The sequence below is a fragment of the Nostoc sp. genome, assembly GCF_036917935.1.
In the GTDB taxonomy this organism is placed as follows: Bacteria; Cyanobacteriota; Cyanobacteriia; order Cyanobacteriales; family Nostocaceae; genus Nostoc.
This window is the reverse complement of record NZ_JBALEL010000012.1, coordinates 1-15373: the sequence shown is the minus strand read 5'-3', so window position 1 is coordinate 15373 and position 15373 is coordinate 1. Positions and strand designations below refer to the sequence as shown.

The 15373-nt window shown below is 42.5% G+C and carries 10 protein-coding genes and 1 pseudogene; 6 read left to right on the top strand and 5 right to left on the bottom strand.

The window, feature by feature from the left end; translation table 11 throughout:
• Positions 1-33: 33 nt before the first annotated feature.
• From V7K62_RS05530 to V7K62_RS05520, 3 genes are read right to left on the bottom strand one after another with little or no spacing between them, the layout of a single operon-like run.
• Entirely contained in the window at positions 34-240 is a 207-nt protein-coding gene (locus V7K62_RS05530; protein ID WP_334862492.1) for an aspartate aminotransferase, read from the bottom strand.
• 56 nt (positions 241-296) lie between these two features.
• Positions 297-1133, bottom strand: a complete 837-nt coding sequence (locus V7K62_RS05525) for an Rpn family recombination-promoting nuclease/putative transposase (RefSeq protein ID WP_334862490.1) — start codon at positions 1131-1133, stop codon at positions 297-299.
• 31 nt (positions 1134-1164) lie between these two features.
• A complete protein-coding gene (locus V7K62_RS05520) occupies positions 1165-3714 on the bottom strand; it encodes a proteasome protein (RefSeq protein WP_334862488.1) in 2550 nt (849 codons plus the stop codon).
• 1501 nt (positions 3715-5215) lie between these two features.
• Here V7K62_RS05520 and V7K62_RS05515 point away from each other — a divergent pair.
• Together V7K62_RS05515 and V7K62_RS05510 are read left to right on the top strand one after the other, a co-directional pair.
• On the top strand, positions 5216-5938 hold the full coding sequence (locus V7K62_RS05515) for a cyclase family protein (RefSeq protein WP_334862486.1): 723 nt from the start codon (positions 5216-5218) through the stop codon (positions 5936-5938).
• Between the two features lie 109 nt (positions 5939-6047).
• Positions 6048-7544, top strand: a complete 1497-nt coding sequence (locus V7K62_RS05510) for an aldehyde dehydrogenase family protein (protein WP_334862484.1) — start codon at positions 6048-6050, stop codon at positions 7542-7544.
• A gap of 444 nt (positions 7545-7988) precedes the next feature.
• Here V7K62_RS05510 and V7K62_RS05505 read toward each other — a convergent pair whose 3' ends face one another.
• Complete coding sequence (locus tag V7K62_RS05505; protein WP_334862482.1) at positions 7989-10802, bottom strand: nSTAND1 domain-containing NTPase; 2814 nt, start codon at positions 10800-10802, stop codon at positions 7989-7991.
• 294 nt (positions 10803-11096) lie between these two features.
• On the opposite strand from V7K62_RS05505, the gene V7K62_RS05500 reads away from it, so the two are divergent.
• The 4 genes and pseudogenes from V7K62_RS05500 to V7K62_RS31470 all read left to right on the top strand — a co-directional run bounded on the left by V7K62_RS05500 (position 11097) and on the right by V7K62_RS31470 (position 12503).
• Entirely contained in the window at positions 11097-11498 is a 402-nt protein-coding gene (locus tag V7K62_RS05500) for a CU044_2847 family protein (protein WP_334862480.1), read from the top strand.
• A pseudogene (locus tag V7K62_RS05495) lies at positions 11495-11872 on the top strand (glycosyltransferase); the annotation flags it as partial. The gene V7K62_RS05500 and the pseudogene V7K62_RS05495, both read left to right, overlap by 4 nt.
• A gap of 154 nt (positions 11873-12026) precedes the next feature.
• Positions 12027-12230, top strand: a complete 204-nt coding sequence (locus V7K62_RS05490) for a hypothetical protein (RefSeq protein WP_334862478.1) — start codon at positions 12027-12029, stop codon at positions 12228-12230.
• Positions 12231-12362: 132 nt separating this feature from the next.
• A complete protein-coding gene (locus tag V7K62_RS31470) occupies positions 12363-12503 on the top strand; it encodes a hypothetical protein (protein ID WP_442937225.1) in 141 nt (46 codons plus the stop codon).
• A 254-nt stretch (positions 12504-12757) separates the two neighbouring features.
• Here V7K62_RS31470 and V7K62_RS05480 read toward each other — a convergent pair.
• Positions 12758-15373: PQQ-dependent sugar dehydrogenase (locus V7K62_RS05480; RefSeq protein ID WP_334862476.1), on the bottom strand; the 2616-nt coding region annotated here is incomplete at its 5' end.

Here is a 15373-nt window from a genome sequence, read left to right as displayed (position 1 = left end):
AATATTAGTGCAAATTAAAGGCGCAACAGCTTACTAAGTTGATGTTGAAGATTCTTGCTCGCTTGCAAGTCTTACTTGTTCGATGGTTAAATTAAGTAATTGGGCAACGTCTTGCATCGACATACCACGAGCTAAGAACTGAGGTACAAGTTCAAGTTTTAGTTCTTCTCTTCCTTCTTTTTGTCCCTCTTGTTTAGCTTCTTGATAAACCCTAGTTTCTTCTAACTTAACTCCTAACATAGTCTCTACCTCTTCACGACTTAGGTTGGCAAATTTATAACCAGTAATTGTTGTGATTACTCACTTGCAAGTCTTACTTGTTCGATGGTTAAATTAAGTAACTGGGCAACCTCTTCCATCGACATACCAAGAGCTAAGAACTGAGGTACAAGTTCAAGTTTTACTTGTTCTCGTCCTCGTTGTAGTCCTTGCTGTAGTCCTTGCTGTAGTCCTAGTTCTAATCCTTGTTCTAATCCTTCTTGTTTCGCTTCTTGATAAACCCTAGTTTCTTCTAGCTTAACTCCTAACATAGCCTCTACCTCTTCACGACTTAAGTTGGCAAATTTATAAACTGCGACTGTTGTGATTACATCTATTATCTCCTTCTTAGCCAAGACAGTTATCTGTTCTTGTTGCACCCGCTCAATTAAACGTTTCGCTTCTTGCACCATTTGAGTTTCTGAGGCAATAGTCAACTGCATCAAACTGATACCTACTTTTTGCTCATCAGGACTACCTAACTCATCCAAATAAATCCGTTGTACTTGAGAACTGTTCAGTAGCGATCTGTGAATAGTAGTGTTTTCCGGTTCCAAGCTGCGAGACTGTAAAATAATTACCCCGTACCAGTCATCGTAAAGCGACGGGTTACGATACATATACAGCATCGATTCGGAGAAAAAGCGATGGTATAGTAATTCATCTTTTTGGAATTGTACCTCCGCAAAAAAGATCATCTGAGATATTGCATCAGGCGGAGGTAAAAATACCCCATCAATCCGAAATGTTGGTTCTTTAACTTCAACTGATTCAAAGCGATAGCTAGCAGCTTCTACTGGTGGCTGTTCTACTAACTCGAAAAATAATCCTGGGACACGCTTGAAAATTGTATAAAAAATCGCATCACGTCTCACAAATACATCCTCATATCTCTACGCGATCGCGTCATCTCAAATCCAAATCATCTGAGTAAGAAACAGCCGCAATTTCTGAAATAATCTGCAACCAAGTAGGAATTGCTATCTCAGATGGCAATTCTCCAGCCGCCAAATATCTCAGCAAAGTTTCTTTTTTTGAAAGGTTTTGCAGACTCGGAATAATTTGATCCAAAATTCCTTCTAGCTCGGAATTAATTTGCTGATTAACTTCGCTAACATACTGGACAAGATGGAGGCTGGCGCTAGCAGTAATTTCATCTCGCAGTCGCAGTACTAAGAGTTGGTGATTACTCGATCTGGGTAAGCCTTGGCTTTTCTCTGGTGCCCAATCAAAGATTTGACCAACGTTGTGTTTATCGTCTTGACGCGCTAGAGGAAAGATCATTTCGGGAGCAACGGTTTTGTCTTTGCTACTGATTTCAGAGATGATTGCCTCTTTCCATTCGTTAGGATCGCATCCTAGTAATAATTTGTAAAAGAGATCGGCATCTTCAAAACCAAATTTTTCTTCAATTTCTTGTTCCATTTCTGGGTGGAAAAAGGCCTGCAATTGTTCACGTTCTGGGGCGATATGATTTGACAATTGGTTCAACAAATCTACCACTGCTTGCTGGATGCGATCGCGGGCAAAATCTTCTACTTCTTTAACGGTTTTCTCAAATACTGGATAAAAATCATCGCTCTTAGTTGGAAGAGAACTATTTACGCGGTTTCCCCGATCAAATAATTTCCCGGCTGCACCTTTAGATTCTGCCAGAGCGATCGCTCCATTGTTGGCTTTGTTGAAGAGTAAAGTCCACTGGTTCCAATTAAGTATTCTAAAGGTGAGTTCGTCTTTCACTACATCGCTGACAACAACACCGCGCCGGTCTTTGAGTGGTTCTTTCCCGATATCTTTTTGGAAATTCCTGTAGATTTTATCCAAGCTTTCGACCACAAAGCGCAATTCGATAAAAGCGGGACTATCGCCTGTGGGGATACCTTGCTCGTGAATTTCATCTATGATATCTTTCAAGTGATCTTGTTGCTGACTCACCACATCAGCAGCTCTTTTAGTATCTTCATGCAGTTGCTTCAGACCATGAGTAGCTACGTGAGTTTGAATCAATTCCCGCAGCTTACTAAGTCCCCCATCTTGACTAAAGTAACCTAGCTGTCTGCCTAAATAGCTACGGGTATCAGATTCTATCAGCTTTTCACTTAATAGCTCCCATTTTTCTTGTAGCCGTTTAGACCGATCTAAGTAATCAGGATAGTCTAAGTTAGCCAAAAACTCTGGTGAGCCTGCTTTCACGGTAGTAGAACGTTTTGCTAATTCAGCCAGTCCCAACAGTGGCGACAATAAAACGATACGGTCTTTTTGGGTTGTAAAGGCTTCTGCACCGTCAATGGTTGTTTGCAGAACTTTGAGTTTTTGGAAAACCGTTTCTTCCTGCAAATATGAGCTATCTTCAATCAATTGATCGAGTTCTCTTTCGCCACCCTCGCTATCTAGAGGTAATTGATCGAAGCGACCCACACCGACGAGAATTAAATCTTTCAGGTCTTGTCCCGGTCGCTGCTGCTGCATCATAGTGAAGATTTTATTGGCGCGATCGCTCCCTGGAGATTTACCATTTAGCAATACCAAAATTGTCTGTACTTCTGCCAATTCCCGCAATGACAAAAAGGTATCCCTAGCCCCCGAATTAGCAGCCCCCAATCCCGGAAAGTCGATGAGAATAAATTTAGCTGCGTCTGCAAAATCCCAAATTTCCCGTGAGATTTTCACATCAATATCTACGCGCCGGATCAGTGGGAAACTGTTTTGCAATAACTTTGTTGGTAGCCTCTGGGGTGGACTCGGTAATCGGATGTGCGCTGGGGGTAAATCCTCAAATTTTAGAGTTTGGATTGCCATTGGCTGTTCGACTAGCTGTAGCCCCTCACGGGCAGTGATCGCATCAATCTGGTAGTGCCCACCACACATAACTTCCCCATAAGCTTGATAAGCCCGCAGGAATAATACCAACTCCCGGAGTAAATAACGTAACTCTAAATTGTTACTGCTATTCCATGCTTCTTCACACCAGCTAATAATATCTTTGCCAGAGTTGAGTTTCGATACTGGTATCGGAGGAAGCCCTGCTGCTGTTGTTCGTTTATTGGCTTCCCCTAGCATGAAGCGTAGACACTCATGTACTCCTTCATGAGAAAGATACTCTACCGTAAAGTTACTTAATTGCGTCGTTACGAAATCGTCTTGCGGGATAATATGTATAGCGGTAACATTACCTGTAGTGGGGTTTTCACTGACTGGCAAAGCATCTGCATATCCAATGAGACTGCCTAAAAGTAAGGTTTTTCCACTACTGAATTCCCCCATCACCCCAATTTTCACAGGCGAAGTTGCCAGGTCTACAGTTTTCTGTGCAGCCGATCGCAAACGCAGCAGACAGTCATCAAGACTAGCTGGAACCCAATCTTCTTGTTTAGAAGGGTACTGGGGCACAGAATCTATCTTTCGGAGGATGAATTCGCCGTACTCCTTAAAACGGCCCAGCTTATCTGGTTCCATAAAGTAGTTTCCGCTTAACATTAATTTCTGTGAGCTTTATAACATATAAAATGCGATTGCTAGTAATTGTTGCAACGTGTTGATATCACATTTAGCATTTCTCTCATTTAATTTGCGATTCTACTATAGCAATCCTAAATTATTCGTGAGATTTGTAAATTCTGTTTTTGTTCTCTTTTCCTTGGCGTACTAGGCGGTTCGTCATCACCCAGATTTCTCATAACTCAGATAGGATTGCCATATAAGGCGTTTTGAATAGTCAAGGCAATTTTGAAAAATTGGGTTTTGTTGGGAACAATGAAAAAGAATACATTCGTCATCATCCAGGATTGCGAATAAATAAAGTTGGGTTTTATACCACCATTTAACTGAAGATTGCTTAGTAAAGATGTGGCTCTCAAACTCTTTTATACCTCTTATTTTAAGCAAGCTAGATCCATCAGCCAGATTCTAATTCATGCTGAATTCTTCTTGATGAAAAATCAATATTTATTTTGGATGAAATTCTTGATTATTGTAAATTTATTATAAAGACGTAACCGACTCACAGAGAATCATCTAGTTTCCGTAAAGCTAAATCAAGTTTATGAGCAGTAGAATTACATAGCTAAAATAAATTTATCAATTATTTAAAGAATAAACAAAGTCAAATAACTTCCTTGACATATATAGGAATCATATTTGATTTCTGAAAAAATCTCGGTAGTCTTGTAGTGGACTGTCTAGGCTTTAATCTGGCAAAAAAATTGTAGGTTGGGTGGAGCGGAGCGCAACCCAACAAAAGTCTAATGCACTATTTTGCCTAGACAGTCCACTACGTACATTTCAAAAATAAAATACTAGTCCTATAGATAGTTTAAATTTCACCAAAAAGGCTGAACTTAATCTTAATGATAACTTCAGCCTTTTTACAATTTATTTACAGTAAAAGAGGAATTATTGCACATATAAAAAAAATAAAGTATTAAGCTCATTAGTAGGTTGGGATAAAAATATTATATCCATGTATTAATAAATTATATTTTCAGACTATTAATTTAATAATTTAGGCAGAGCAGGCAGGCAAAAGTGTTTTCTAAAAAGGTGCAGAGCTACGTTAATCAAATCATAGTTGAAGAGGAAGAAATACAACACAATGAAATATGAGTTAAAAAATGTCGAGAGGTAGCAGTGGTAAATCTCTACAAGGGTTCTGAATAACACATATTTAATTACTCGATAGATGTAATCTTAATCTAAACTTAATTTTAAGTTAACAACCAGCAGGTTAACTTAAGATTAACTCACTTTTTACTGCAACATTTAAACCCTCTCAATAACCTAAAATTTACAGGAATTTGGGGGATTGTTTCTTCTAGTATAGGGAATTAGGTTGGAAAAACGTTGTAATGGGAGTAATATCTTTGCCTAAGCGTAGCCCAACCTAGACGATATCTACGACGAACTGCACCTACGTACCTGATAAAAAAATCCCTGAGTACAAATAAAATAGAAGGCTGGGATGATACAACCCCAAAGTCAAAATAGTATCACCTACACACGCGTTATCCACCTAAGTCATGTAATTGACATAGATATTCCTCAATGGTCTGGAGATCCCACAGTAGAATTTGAAACTGTGGCTGAACTAAATAATGATGGCTATTACCTGCGGCGTTTCTCCTTGGGGGAACATAGCGCTACCCATATCAACGCTCCTAACAGTTTTTATAGTTCTGCTGTGGGAATTGACCAATACCCAGCCCAGTCTTTGGTTGTACCTGCGGTGGTCATAAATATTTGCCAAGCTACAGCGGTTAATCCTGATTATGCCCTGACTATTGCTGATGTTTTGGCTTGGGAAGAAGAATACGGGGAAATTTCTCCTGGTTGCGTAGTTATACTGAATACTGGTTGGGAAAAAAAGTGGTTGGATAAAAGTGCATTCCTCAATCATGATGCTCAAGGAATTGCCCACTTTCCAGGATTTGGCAGCGATGCAACTCAATTTTTACTCGATGAACGGCAAATAGCTGGGGTAGGAATTGATACTCATGGTGTAGACCCTGGACAGGATAACAGTTTTGCGATTAACCGCCTAGTTTTAGAACAACCGCGCATTGTGTTGGAGAATCTGACAAATTTGGATCAACTGCCACCAAAAGGTACTACTCTCGCGATCGCACCTCTAAGATTACGTGGTGGTTCTGGTTCTCCTGTGGGCGTATTGGCGTTAGTGCCTTAATTTTTATATCGATATTTGCCGATCGCGCCAATTTCCTCAACTTGAGGATAACCTAGAAAGCAAGCAAACTTAATACACAAGTTTCAGTGGATCATCGGAGATTTTCAAAATGACAACTCCGCTATCTTGCCGCAATTATATAGATGGCCAATGGTTGAGTGCTGTAGGGGAAGCAACCCTGGAGCGTCGCAACCCTGCCGACAAAACCGAAGTGGTGGCAACATTTCCCCGTTCCCAAGTTAAGGATGTAGATATAGCAGTAGCCGCCGCCCGTAAAGCCTACCGTAGTTGGCGCACAGTACCCGCCCCAGCGAGGGCAGAATACATCTTTCGCGTTGGGGAAATATTACTTCAGCATAAAGAAGAACTTGCCCAGTTAATCAGTCGGGAAATGGGTAAACCCTTGACAGAAGCCAGGGGAGATGTCCAAGAAGGTATTGACTGCGCCTTTTATAGTGCTGGCGAAGGACGGCGACTATTTGGGCAAACCACACCCTCGGAAATGTCCAACAAATTCGCCATGACTGTGCGGATGCCCATAGGAGTCTGCGCCTTAATTACTCCCTGGAATTTCCCTGTGGCAATTCCTTGCTGGAAAGCTATGCCAGCCTTGGTATGTGGCAATACAGTTATTCTCAAACCTGCTGAAGATACTTCCGCTTGTGCAACTAAATTGATTGAGATTTTTCAACAAGCAGGTTTACCGCCAGGAGTAATTAACTTGGTGCATGGTGTGGGAGAAGAGGCGGGGAAAGCTTTAGTTGAGCATCCCAATGTAGATTTGGTATCGTTTACCGGTTCTTCAGAAACGGGTGCCTTTGTCGGTGCAACTTGCGGACGCACTCACAAGCGTGTTTGTCTGGAAATGGGTGGTAAAAATGCCCAAGTGGTGATGGAAGATGCCGATTTAGAACTTGCTCTCGATGGTGCAGTGTGGGGAGCATTTGGGACAACTGGGCAACGGTGTACGGCTACCAGTCGCTTGATTTTGCATCGTGATATCAAGGAAAAATTTACCGCTATGCTTTATGAGCGTACCAGTAAGTTACGCTTGGGTGCTGGCACTGACTCTGATACAGATATTGGCCCGATAGTCAATGAAAAGCAACTCCAACAAGTGAGGAAGTATTTGGATATCGCTCGTGAGGAAGGAGCAAAGGTTTTAATTGGTGGGGAAATTGCTAGTGAAGGCTCACTGAAAAACGGTTACTTCTTTCAACCAACTATTTTGGATGATGTAACTCCTGATATGCGCGTCGCTCGTGAAGAGATATTTGGGCCAGTGGTGGTATTGATTGAGGTTAGTTCTTTTGAGGATGCGATCGCAATTCTCAACGATAGCAATTATGGTCTTTCTTCTTCAGTTTACACCCGCGACATCAATCGGGCTTTTACTGCGATGCGCGATATTGAAGCAGGTATCACCTATATTAACGGCCCCACTATTGGCGCAGAGGTACACTTGCCCTTTGGTGGTGTGAAACAAACCGGTAACGGACACCGCGAAGCTGGAACTACTGCTTTGGATGTTTTCACAGAATGGAAAAGTGTTTATGTTGACTTCTCTGGAAGTTTGCAACGCGCTCAGATAGATAACCGCAGTTAATTATCTGCAAATATTGACTCCAGGGTTGACGGGAGTGACTTCAGGGTTCACGGGAGTGACTTCAGGGTTCACGGGAGTGACTTCAGGGTTCACGGGAGTGACTTCAGGGTTCACGGGAGTGACTCCAGGGTTCACGGGAGTCACTCCAGGGTTCACGGGAGTGACTCCAGGGTTCACGGGAGTGACTCTAGGGTTCACGGGAGTGGCTTCAGGGTTCACGGGAGTGACTTCAGGGTTCACGGGAGTAGCTGCGATCGCTTAATTATAAAAACTCATTGCCAGGAAAGCAATCTTTGAGTGTAGCGATCGCTCTTTCATACCATTTTTTCAGATTAGATGTTCCGATAAATCGCTTGCAGAAGTTTAGGATAATACTGAGAAATACATTTATGGTCAGTTAATCTAAAAATGTTATGGCGGATTGATTAATAACTGATAACTAAATCACTTAGCTGGTTCTGGTGGTAAACCAAGCTTGCGACGAAAAATCTCATCGTATTTAGCCTTATCCCAATTTTTAGCAGATTTTACTTGTTGGGGAGTGAGGTTTTCGGCATAGCTGAGGTCGGCTTCGCCAAGGTTAGCGTCAACGAGGATGGCACGACTGAAGTTGGCAAAGGTGAAGTCAGCACGGCTGAGGTTGGCAGCAGTAAAGTTGGCACGGCTAAGGTCGGCAGTAGTGAAGTTTGCACGGCTAAGATTGGCACGGCTGAGGTTAGCATCCCTGATCTTGGCATAGCTAAGGTCGGCACCATAGAGATTGGTAGCAGTGAGGTTAGCACTGTTGAAGTTCGTATCGTAGAGGTTAGCACCCATAAGGTCAGCACCATAGAGATTGGCATTACTAAGGTTGGCACTACTAAAGTTGGTACTACTGAGGTAAGCACCCTTTATGTTGGCACTACTGAGTTCGATACGGCTGAGGTCAACAGTACTGAAATCTCTACGTTCTAGACTCTCACCGGCTTTTACCAACTGTTCAAGTGCTTGATTTAGTCTCTGACTAGACTTATCTCTCTTAGCAGCATCGACAGTCTGCCAAAGTAGCCTTATCTCAGTCTGCTTTATAACTCCTGGAGTCACATATATTACTAAACCTAACGGAATAATTAAGGAAAAAACAAATCGCTCAATGCGAGTATTTATTTTTTGTCTGCTACTTGCTTGAATAAACTCTTCAGCCTGGTTAGATAATCTCAAATTTTCAGCTTGTTCTTTCTGAAAAACCTTTGCCTCTGTCAAACGTTTTCCCTGAAATAGATAATCTTTCACCTTCCCTCTATCTCGCCATTCAATAGCTGCCGCTTCAACTTTTCGCTTTTGTCGCAGTATATCCCGACTTTCTTCAATCCATTTGCGTAATAGCGACCAATGACGAATCAGTGCTTCATGAGCAACATCTACCACTGCAACTTGACTATAACCTGACCCTTTTTCAATTAAAGTACTGGTGACAACTAGCTTCTCATCAGCTAACCGTTGAATTATTCTATTAATCACACCTTCTGGATGCTGTGAAGTAACTAAATCTCGTTGCACAACCTGTCTGCGCGTATCTTCTGTTCCTTCTCCCAACTGCGTCAATTCTAAAAAAATCCGCTTTGTTGCTTGCTGTTCTTCTGGTGATAACGACTCATAAACTTCTGTAGCGCGTGTTTGCAGGGTTCCCCTGACTCCACCTAGTTTGCTATACCTAGTCAGGGTTAACCGTTCTTCAGTTCTTTGCTGCCATAGTTCTGTCAGCGTGTACTGCAACAACGGTAAACTTCCCGGTGAATCTTCTACATCTGCAATCATTTGAGAAACTAATTCCGGTTCTACTGCTAAGTTCATATATTCAGCAGGTTTGATAATTGCTGTTTCTAATTCCTCCCGATTCATCGGTGTTACTGTTACTAAACGCTCTTGAATTTTCTTAGCTAGTCCGCCATACTCTTGTTCCAGACATTTACCAAAAAAATCAGCCCGCATTGTGATTATTAGGCAGAGTTTATTGTCATCCCGTTGCAAAGCACCTAGCACACATTCAAAAAACTGTTGTCGTTTTGTAATGTCTTGACATTGAGTAAAAGCTTCTTCAAACTGGTCTACCACTAGTACCACGCGCTGAGTTTGTGCAGCAGTAATCAACTGTCCTAAACCGACTGCGTTTTTGGCAATTAATTCTTCTGCTTTTGCTAACTGTGAGGCTCGTTCAATATGTGATAATTCTGATTCTACAAATGCCAGTGCTAAATTTTGTAAGGGGTTAATCCCTGGTCGAAATATTTTCAACTGCCAAGTATCGCTACCTGATAACCTGCGTCCTAACTTTAATTGATAAAGTAAACCCGCTCTGACAACACTAGACTTACCACTTCCTGATGCTCCCAACACAGCTAAGAAATTACCCGATCGCACTTTTTCTAATAATTCGTCGGTTAACGCTGTTCTGCCATAAAATAAGTTGGCATCTGCTTCTGTGCAATCAAAATAAGATAACCCTTTATAAGGACAGATAGCTGATATTTGTACCGTAGAGTTAACAGGAGAGCAATTCCATTTGCGGGTGAGATTAATCGCTTCACCAGAGTTAGCAAAAATTGGACGCTGGGGAAAGGGATGATGTTCTTGATTGAGCAAGTCTACTAAGGTGTAGTTACTTACCCAACGTTCTTGCTTTGGTTCCAAACCTTTGAGGAGTGCGGCGGTTAAGACACTGTGTTGGCTATTAATGTCTTCATAGGCAACTTCAAAATTACGAGAAGCAGCAATAAAACATCTGTCTCTACCTTTACCGCGATCGCCTGGATCTGCCTCTGCAAAATTTAGCACTTCTCCGCTATAGCAGCAATCCAAAATCACAATTTGTTGTCTTACTTCACTTTCTTGCAGCAGTCGCCGCAGCCATTGTAGAGATAATCCCCAATTACCCGCGTCAGGGTTGACTTCACTCGTTGCTAAAAAGCCTTCTTGAATTCCTAGATTTTTCCGCAATCCATGACCAGAAAAATATAGTAGCGCTGTGTCTGGCGGCTTCCCATCTGGCTTAAACAATTGGACGATCGCTCTTTCTAACTGAGTTAAACTAACTTTAGTTTGCTTACCAATGCGAATCGTCTGGTTTTCCTTGTCTTTGACTGCTGGTAGCCGCGTTACCTGGAATTCGCCATATTGTTGTAAGATTTGAGCGATCGCTTCACCATCGGCAGCTGGTGCGTTGAGACTCTTTAAGCGGTCATACGTATTAATTCCCACCACCAAACCGTCTCGACTCATCCTGCAAAGCCCTATGATAGTTGTGCCGAATTATTTCCAGCTTCTACAAGAAATTTACCGCATTTTTCGTAAAAATTTGTAGAGTAGCACAGCTAGCTGTGCATACTTAAGCCCTGGCGAATAGAATTCGCGGCTACATAGGCAAAGTCCGCCTCCGCGGACTAACAAAAAGCAAGAGGCTTAATGACTTGTTGAAACCCACCTCCGTGGGTTTTGTTTGTGTAGACGCGGTTTCTAACCGCCCATTTCGCGTTAAATTGACTACACGCAATTCTTTTAGGCAAAATTTATCCCATGACTCAACTCACACCTATTCAGTTAGAAGATGGCACTATTATTTACATTGAAGCTACAGATAATATAGATGCTCCACCAGTCATTACCGAAGTTTCTCCAGAGGGAGAGGAAGAAGCGCTAATTGATAAGGGATGGGATGCTGATGCGGCACAAAAACAGATAGTGCAAAATTTCCAAGCAATTGAAGGGACAATTCGGGCTTACACTGTTTATGCACTTAATGCTTTTAAGAAAATCCCTGTTGCTAATATTGATAAAGTCACTCTAGAATTTGGGATCAAAGTTGGCGCTGAAGCAGGTATACCTTACGTAACTAAAGGCACGGCTGAGAGCAATCTTAAGATAACGGTAGAGTGTTCATTTCCTGACCAACCGGAAAAGCAAACTCAGCAATCATGAGTCAGAGTATTGACGCTGCTAAAATTTCGATTATTATTCCGGTTATTAATGAAGCAGGAAATATTAAAGAAGCAATTGCGACTACTCAACAGAGTCTAAATATAGAAGTCATAGTAGTAGATGGTGGCTCAAAGGATGACACAGTAGAAATAGCCGAGTCTTTAGGTGTAAAAGTTATCTTATCCCCTCCCGGTCGTGCTGTGCAAATGAATGCGGGTGCTGTAACTGCTAGCGGTGATATTTTGCTGTTTCTTCATGCAGATACCCGTTTGCCGACTGGATTTGATGACATGATTCGCACAGCGCTACAGCAGCCTGGGATTGTGGCTGGTGGTTTTGAGTTGCGGATTGATGCTTCACTTTTAAGTTTACGATAGACCTCTTGCATAAATCAAAAATAAGAACCCCACCCCGCCAAAGCTACGCTTTGTCTCCCCTCCCCGCTTGCGGGGAGGGGTTGGGGGTGGGGTTCTTGTACCTCACTCAACTGAGAACCGCTATATTGGTTCTTTAGCTTGTAATCTTGCCATGATTAACACGTCTCATCAACCAATTACTCCAGAAACTCAAGTCTGGCAATGGATAATGCGAGTAGTTGAGTTGATTGCTACCGTTGCTGTGACTGTGTATATCACAAAAGTTGCTCACAAAGCATTAGTTGAAAGTGTGGCAATAGAAGAAATAACAATCCATGAAAAAACTAACAATCATTCAGATATCTCAAAATATTGATGCCAGAAAGTTGCAGAAGTTTTTAACCTAAGTGTATTAACATTACTGATATTCGCGAGTGTTTTCTCAATAAACATAAACTGCTTTTTTCCCACAAATTGGGTTAATCCTCAACCCGCCGATGTTTACGATTTGGTAGTAATTGGTGCTGGTACGGCGGGATTAGTGGTGGCGGCGGGTCTGGATTTGGGTTTAAAGGTGGCGTTGATTGAAAAGCATCTCAGTGGACTTCTTGCAAAAGTACTAATATCATCTCTGCTGAATTGCCCATAATAAAAGAACCTCACCCTGTCCTATCGGACATCCCTCTCCAAAGCATCGGCTACGGTGTACACACAAGTCCTAAAAACCTTGCGTGATTTGGCTTGACTCGTTAAGAATCTCCGACTGGGAATGCATTCATTGAGTCTCTGACTTAATGTCTAACTGGAGGCAGCAGCCCCTAATCAGCCATTCCCATGCACAGCATGGGAACGAGAAAAGAGACTTTCAACCCTATTCCCTGTTCCCTGCTATATCTCAGGTAGCTAAACAGGTCGGAAGCGATCGATCTCGCCCCCGGTCAAGTTTGCGTAGTACAAATTACCATCCGGGCCAGTGGTGATTTGTGCAGTTACCCCTAGATTAGGCGTGTCTGCTTGAGAAGCAAACCGCTTAACTGAGGCAAGTTTGCCCTGACTATCGAATGTTAAAGCATCGATAGTTCCTTGACTGAAATCACCAACGAATAAGGCACCTTGATAGATTGAAGGGAAAGTATTACCTGTGTAAAAGTCACCCATGACGATCGAATTGGAACCAAAATGCTTGTAGGTGTAAACTGGTGCTGTAGTAAGTGTGCCACTACTATAGAAGTCTTGCGCTGCATCTAGTTTGGCATAGCTAGGTTGGTTCAGGCTGACAATATTGCCATTTGCATCAAGTCCACCTTCTTTAAATGGCCAGCCAAAGTTAGCTCCTGGTTTTCCGACATTGACCTCTTCCCAAGTACCGAAGCCAACATCACCAATGTAGGGGGTATTGGTCTTTTTATCAATTGTGAAACGGAAGGGGTTACGCAGACCTAAGTTATAAACCTTGGAACTATTGCTATTGGGATCACCATTGTAGAAAGGATTACTTGATAAGCCTTGACCAGTAATCGCGTCAATCCGCAGAATCTTGCCGGACAGATTATCTTTATCCTGAACGCGAATTGCCCGCGGATCTATCCCATTGTAAGAAGTGCCATCTCCTAAGCTAACAAACAGAGAACCATCAGTACCAAAGCGCACAGCACCAACTGAGTGAGATTCACTATCATTGGCTATAAAATCCTGGATATTTTGGACTTTATCGAGATTATTGAGATAATCTTGTAAGCTAGTAAACGGTTTACCAGTATCTCTGTTGAAAATTCCTGATGGTGCATAGCCAAGTGCAACATCGGTGCTATTTCCATCTGGGTGACTGATATACTGCCAACTGGCATTTTTGCCTAGCAGCACAACTTCGCTGCCAGCAATTGCAGTAGTGTAATTAGTGTTGGGGTCAGCCGTAAAGCGACTTAGCCGTGCAGTACGATTCCCATTCTGATCGGGATCATCCAATGTGCTATTGGCATTGTTCTTAGCATTGTTTGGATTAGTTTCTGGTGGATCGTAGGTATACAACAGGTAAACATAGTTGTTGCCGTTTGGATTTTTGCCAAAATCTGGATGTACCGCAATGCCTAACAAACCGCGATCGCGCGTATCATTTACCTCTCCACGAATATCCGTAAATGGTGTTGATAATAAGCTGCCGTTTTTCACGACTCGCACTAACCCATTTTTCTGGGCAACGAACAGACTGTTACCATCAGGTGCCCAGTCAAAAGCTGTGGGTTGAGTCAAACCAGAAGTTACCGTATCTAAAGCAAAGTTACCAGAGTCATTATCAAGAATAGTGATAGTTGTCTGTTGATTAGTTAATTGGACTCCAACTGCGTTACTGAACTTCAAAGTAAATGTTTCATTTGATTCCCCAACATTGTCATTAATAATGGGGATAACAATGGTCTTGGTAGTTTCTCCTGCTGCAAAACTCAAGGTTTTAGGTACTGTCTGAGCCTGGTAGTCAGATCCGGCTTTGGCAGTCCCATCCACGGTTATGTAGTCCAGACTAGCAGCCGCGGAAGCGTTACCCCGTGTAGCTGTCACTATCGCAGAACCATTACCCTCATTAACTACTGGCGCAGTAAAGTCGATACTAGAGCGATCGTTGTCTTGAATCGTAATTGCGAGAGTTCTTTGAAGTCCTAGTGTTGCTCCCTCTGCCTGATCAATCACAAAACCAAAGGTTTCATCCGCTTCTGCTAAAGAATCGTCATTGATCGGAATAGATACCTGTCTGCTGCTTTGTCCCGGCGCAAAAATAATTGTTCCAGCGCTTTCGGTGCCTTCACTCCCGTAATCAACTCCTGCTGTGGCAGTATTACCTATGGTTGCATACTTGATTGAAGATGTGCTACTTAAATCGCCACTCCTAAGTAGAGTTACGCTAACACTATCACTGCCTTCGTTCACAGTAGTGGAAGAAGATCCTAATGTGATGGTCGCCTGAAGAACTGGTGAATACAGTTGAGACTGGGGAATGATTTGCTTGGCTTGAGAGGTGCTTGACCAAGCCAGTTGAGAAACGGCATTGGATTTATTTTCATAATACTCAAGTTTAATATCGTACTTCTGACCTGCAACCAGTGCGATTGAGCCACTGTATTCTGCGGCGGGTTGATCGACAAACTGATTGATGATTTGTTGACCATTTACCGACAGTCGCACACCATCATCACTAGTGGTGTAGAACTTGTAAGTTTCGCTGTACTTGGCTTCTACCTGACCTGTCCAACGCGCTGAGAAGGTATCTGCACCAATGGACGGATCTGGAGAACCAGCGCCCCAGACAAAGTTCACTGTTGGATCTGTGCGAGTTACCTTTAGGTTGGTAAAGTCGATGTTGTCGTAGTACTCTGCTTTCAGCCCGTTGCCATTAGTAGGTGTGCTGACATTACTATACAGTTGGGACTGAGGAATGATTTGCTTGGCTTGAGAGGTGCTTGACCAAGCCAGTTGAGAAACGGCATTGGATTTATTTTCATAATACTCAAGTTTAATATCGTACTT

Bases quoted from the DNA above. Each gene is read 5' to 3' on its own strand.
- V7K62_RS05530 (WP_334862492.1), bottom strand. From the start codon at position 240: ATGTTAGGAGTTAAGTTAGAAGAAACTAGGGTTTATCAAGAAGCTAAA.
- V7K62_RS05520 (WP_334862488.1), bottom strand. From the start codon at position 3,714: ATGGAACCAGATAAGCTGGGCCGTTTTAAGGAGTACGGCGAATTCATC.
- V7K62_RS05515 (WP_334862486.1), top strand. From the start codon at position 5,216: ATGATACAACCCCAAAGTCAAAATAGTATCACCTACACACGCGTTATC.
- V7K62_RS05510 (WP_334862484.1), top strand. From the start codon at position 6,048: ATGACAACTCCGCTATCTTGCCGCAATTATATAGATGGCCAATGGTTG.
- V7K62_RS05505 (WP_334862482.1), bottom strand. From the start codon at position 10,802: ATGAGTCGAGACGGTTTGGTGGTGGGAATTAATACGTATGACCGCTTA.
- V7K62_RS05500 (WP_334862480.1), top strand. From the start codon at position 11,097: ATGACTCAACTCACACCTATTCAGTTAGAAGATGGCACTATTATTTAC.
- V7K62_RS05490 (WP_334862478.1), top strand. From the start codon at position 12,027: ATGATTAACACGTCTCATCAACCAATTACTCCAGAAACTCAAGTCTGG.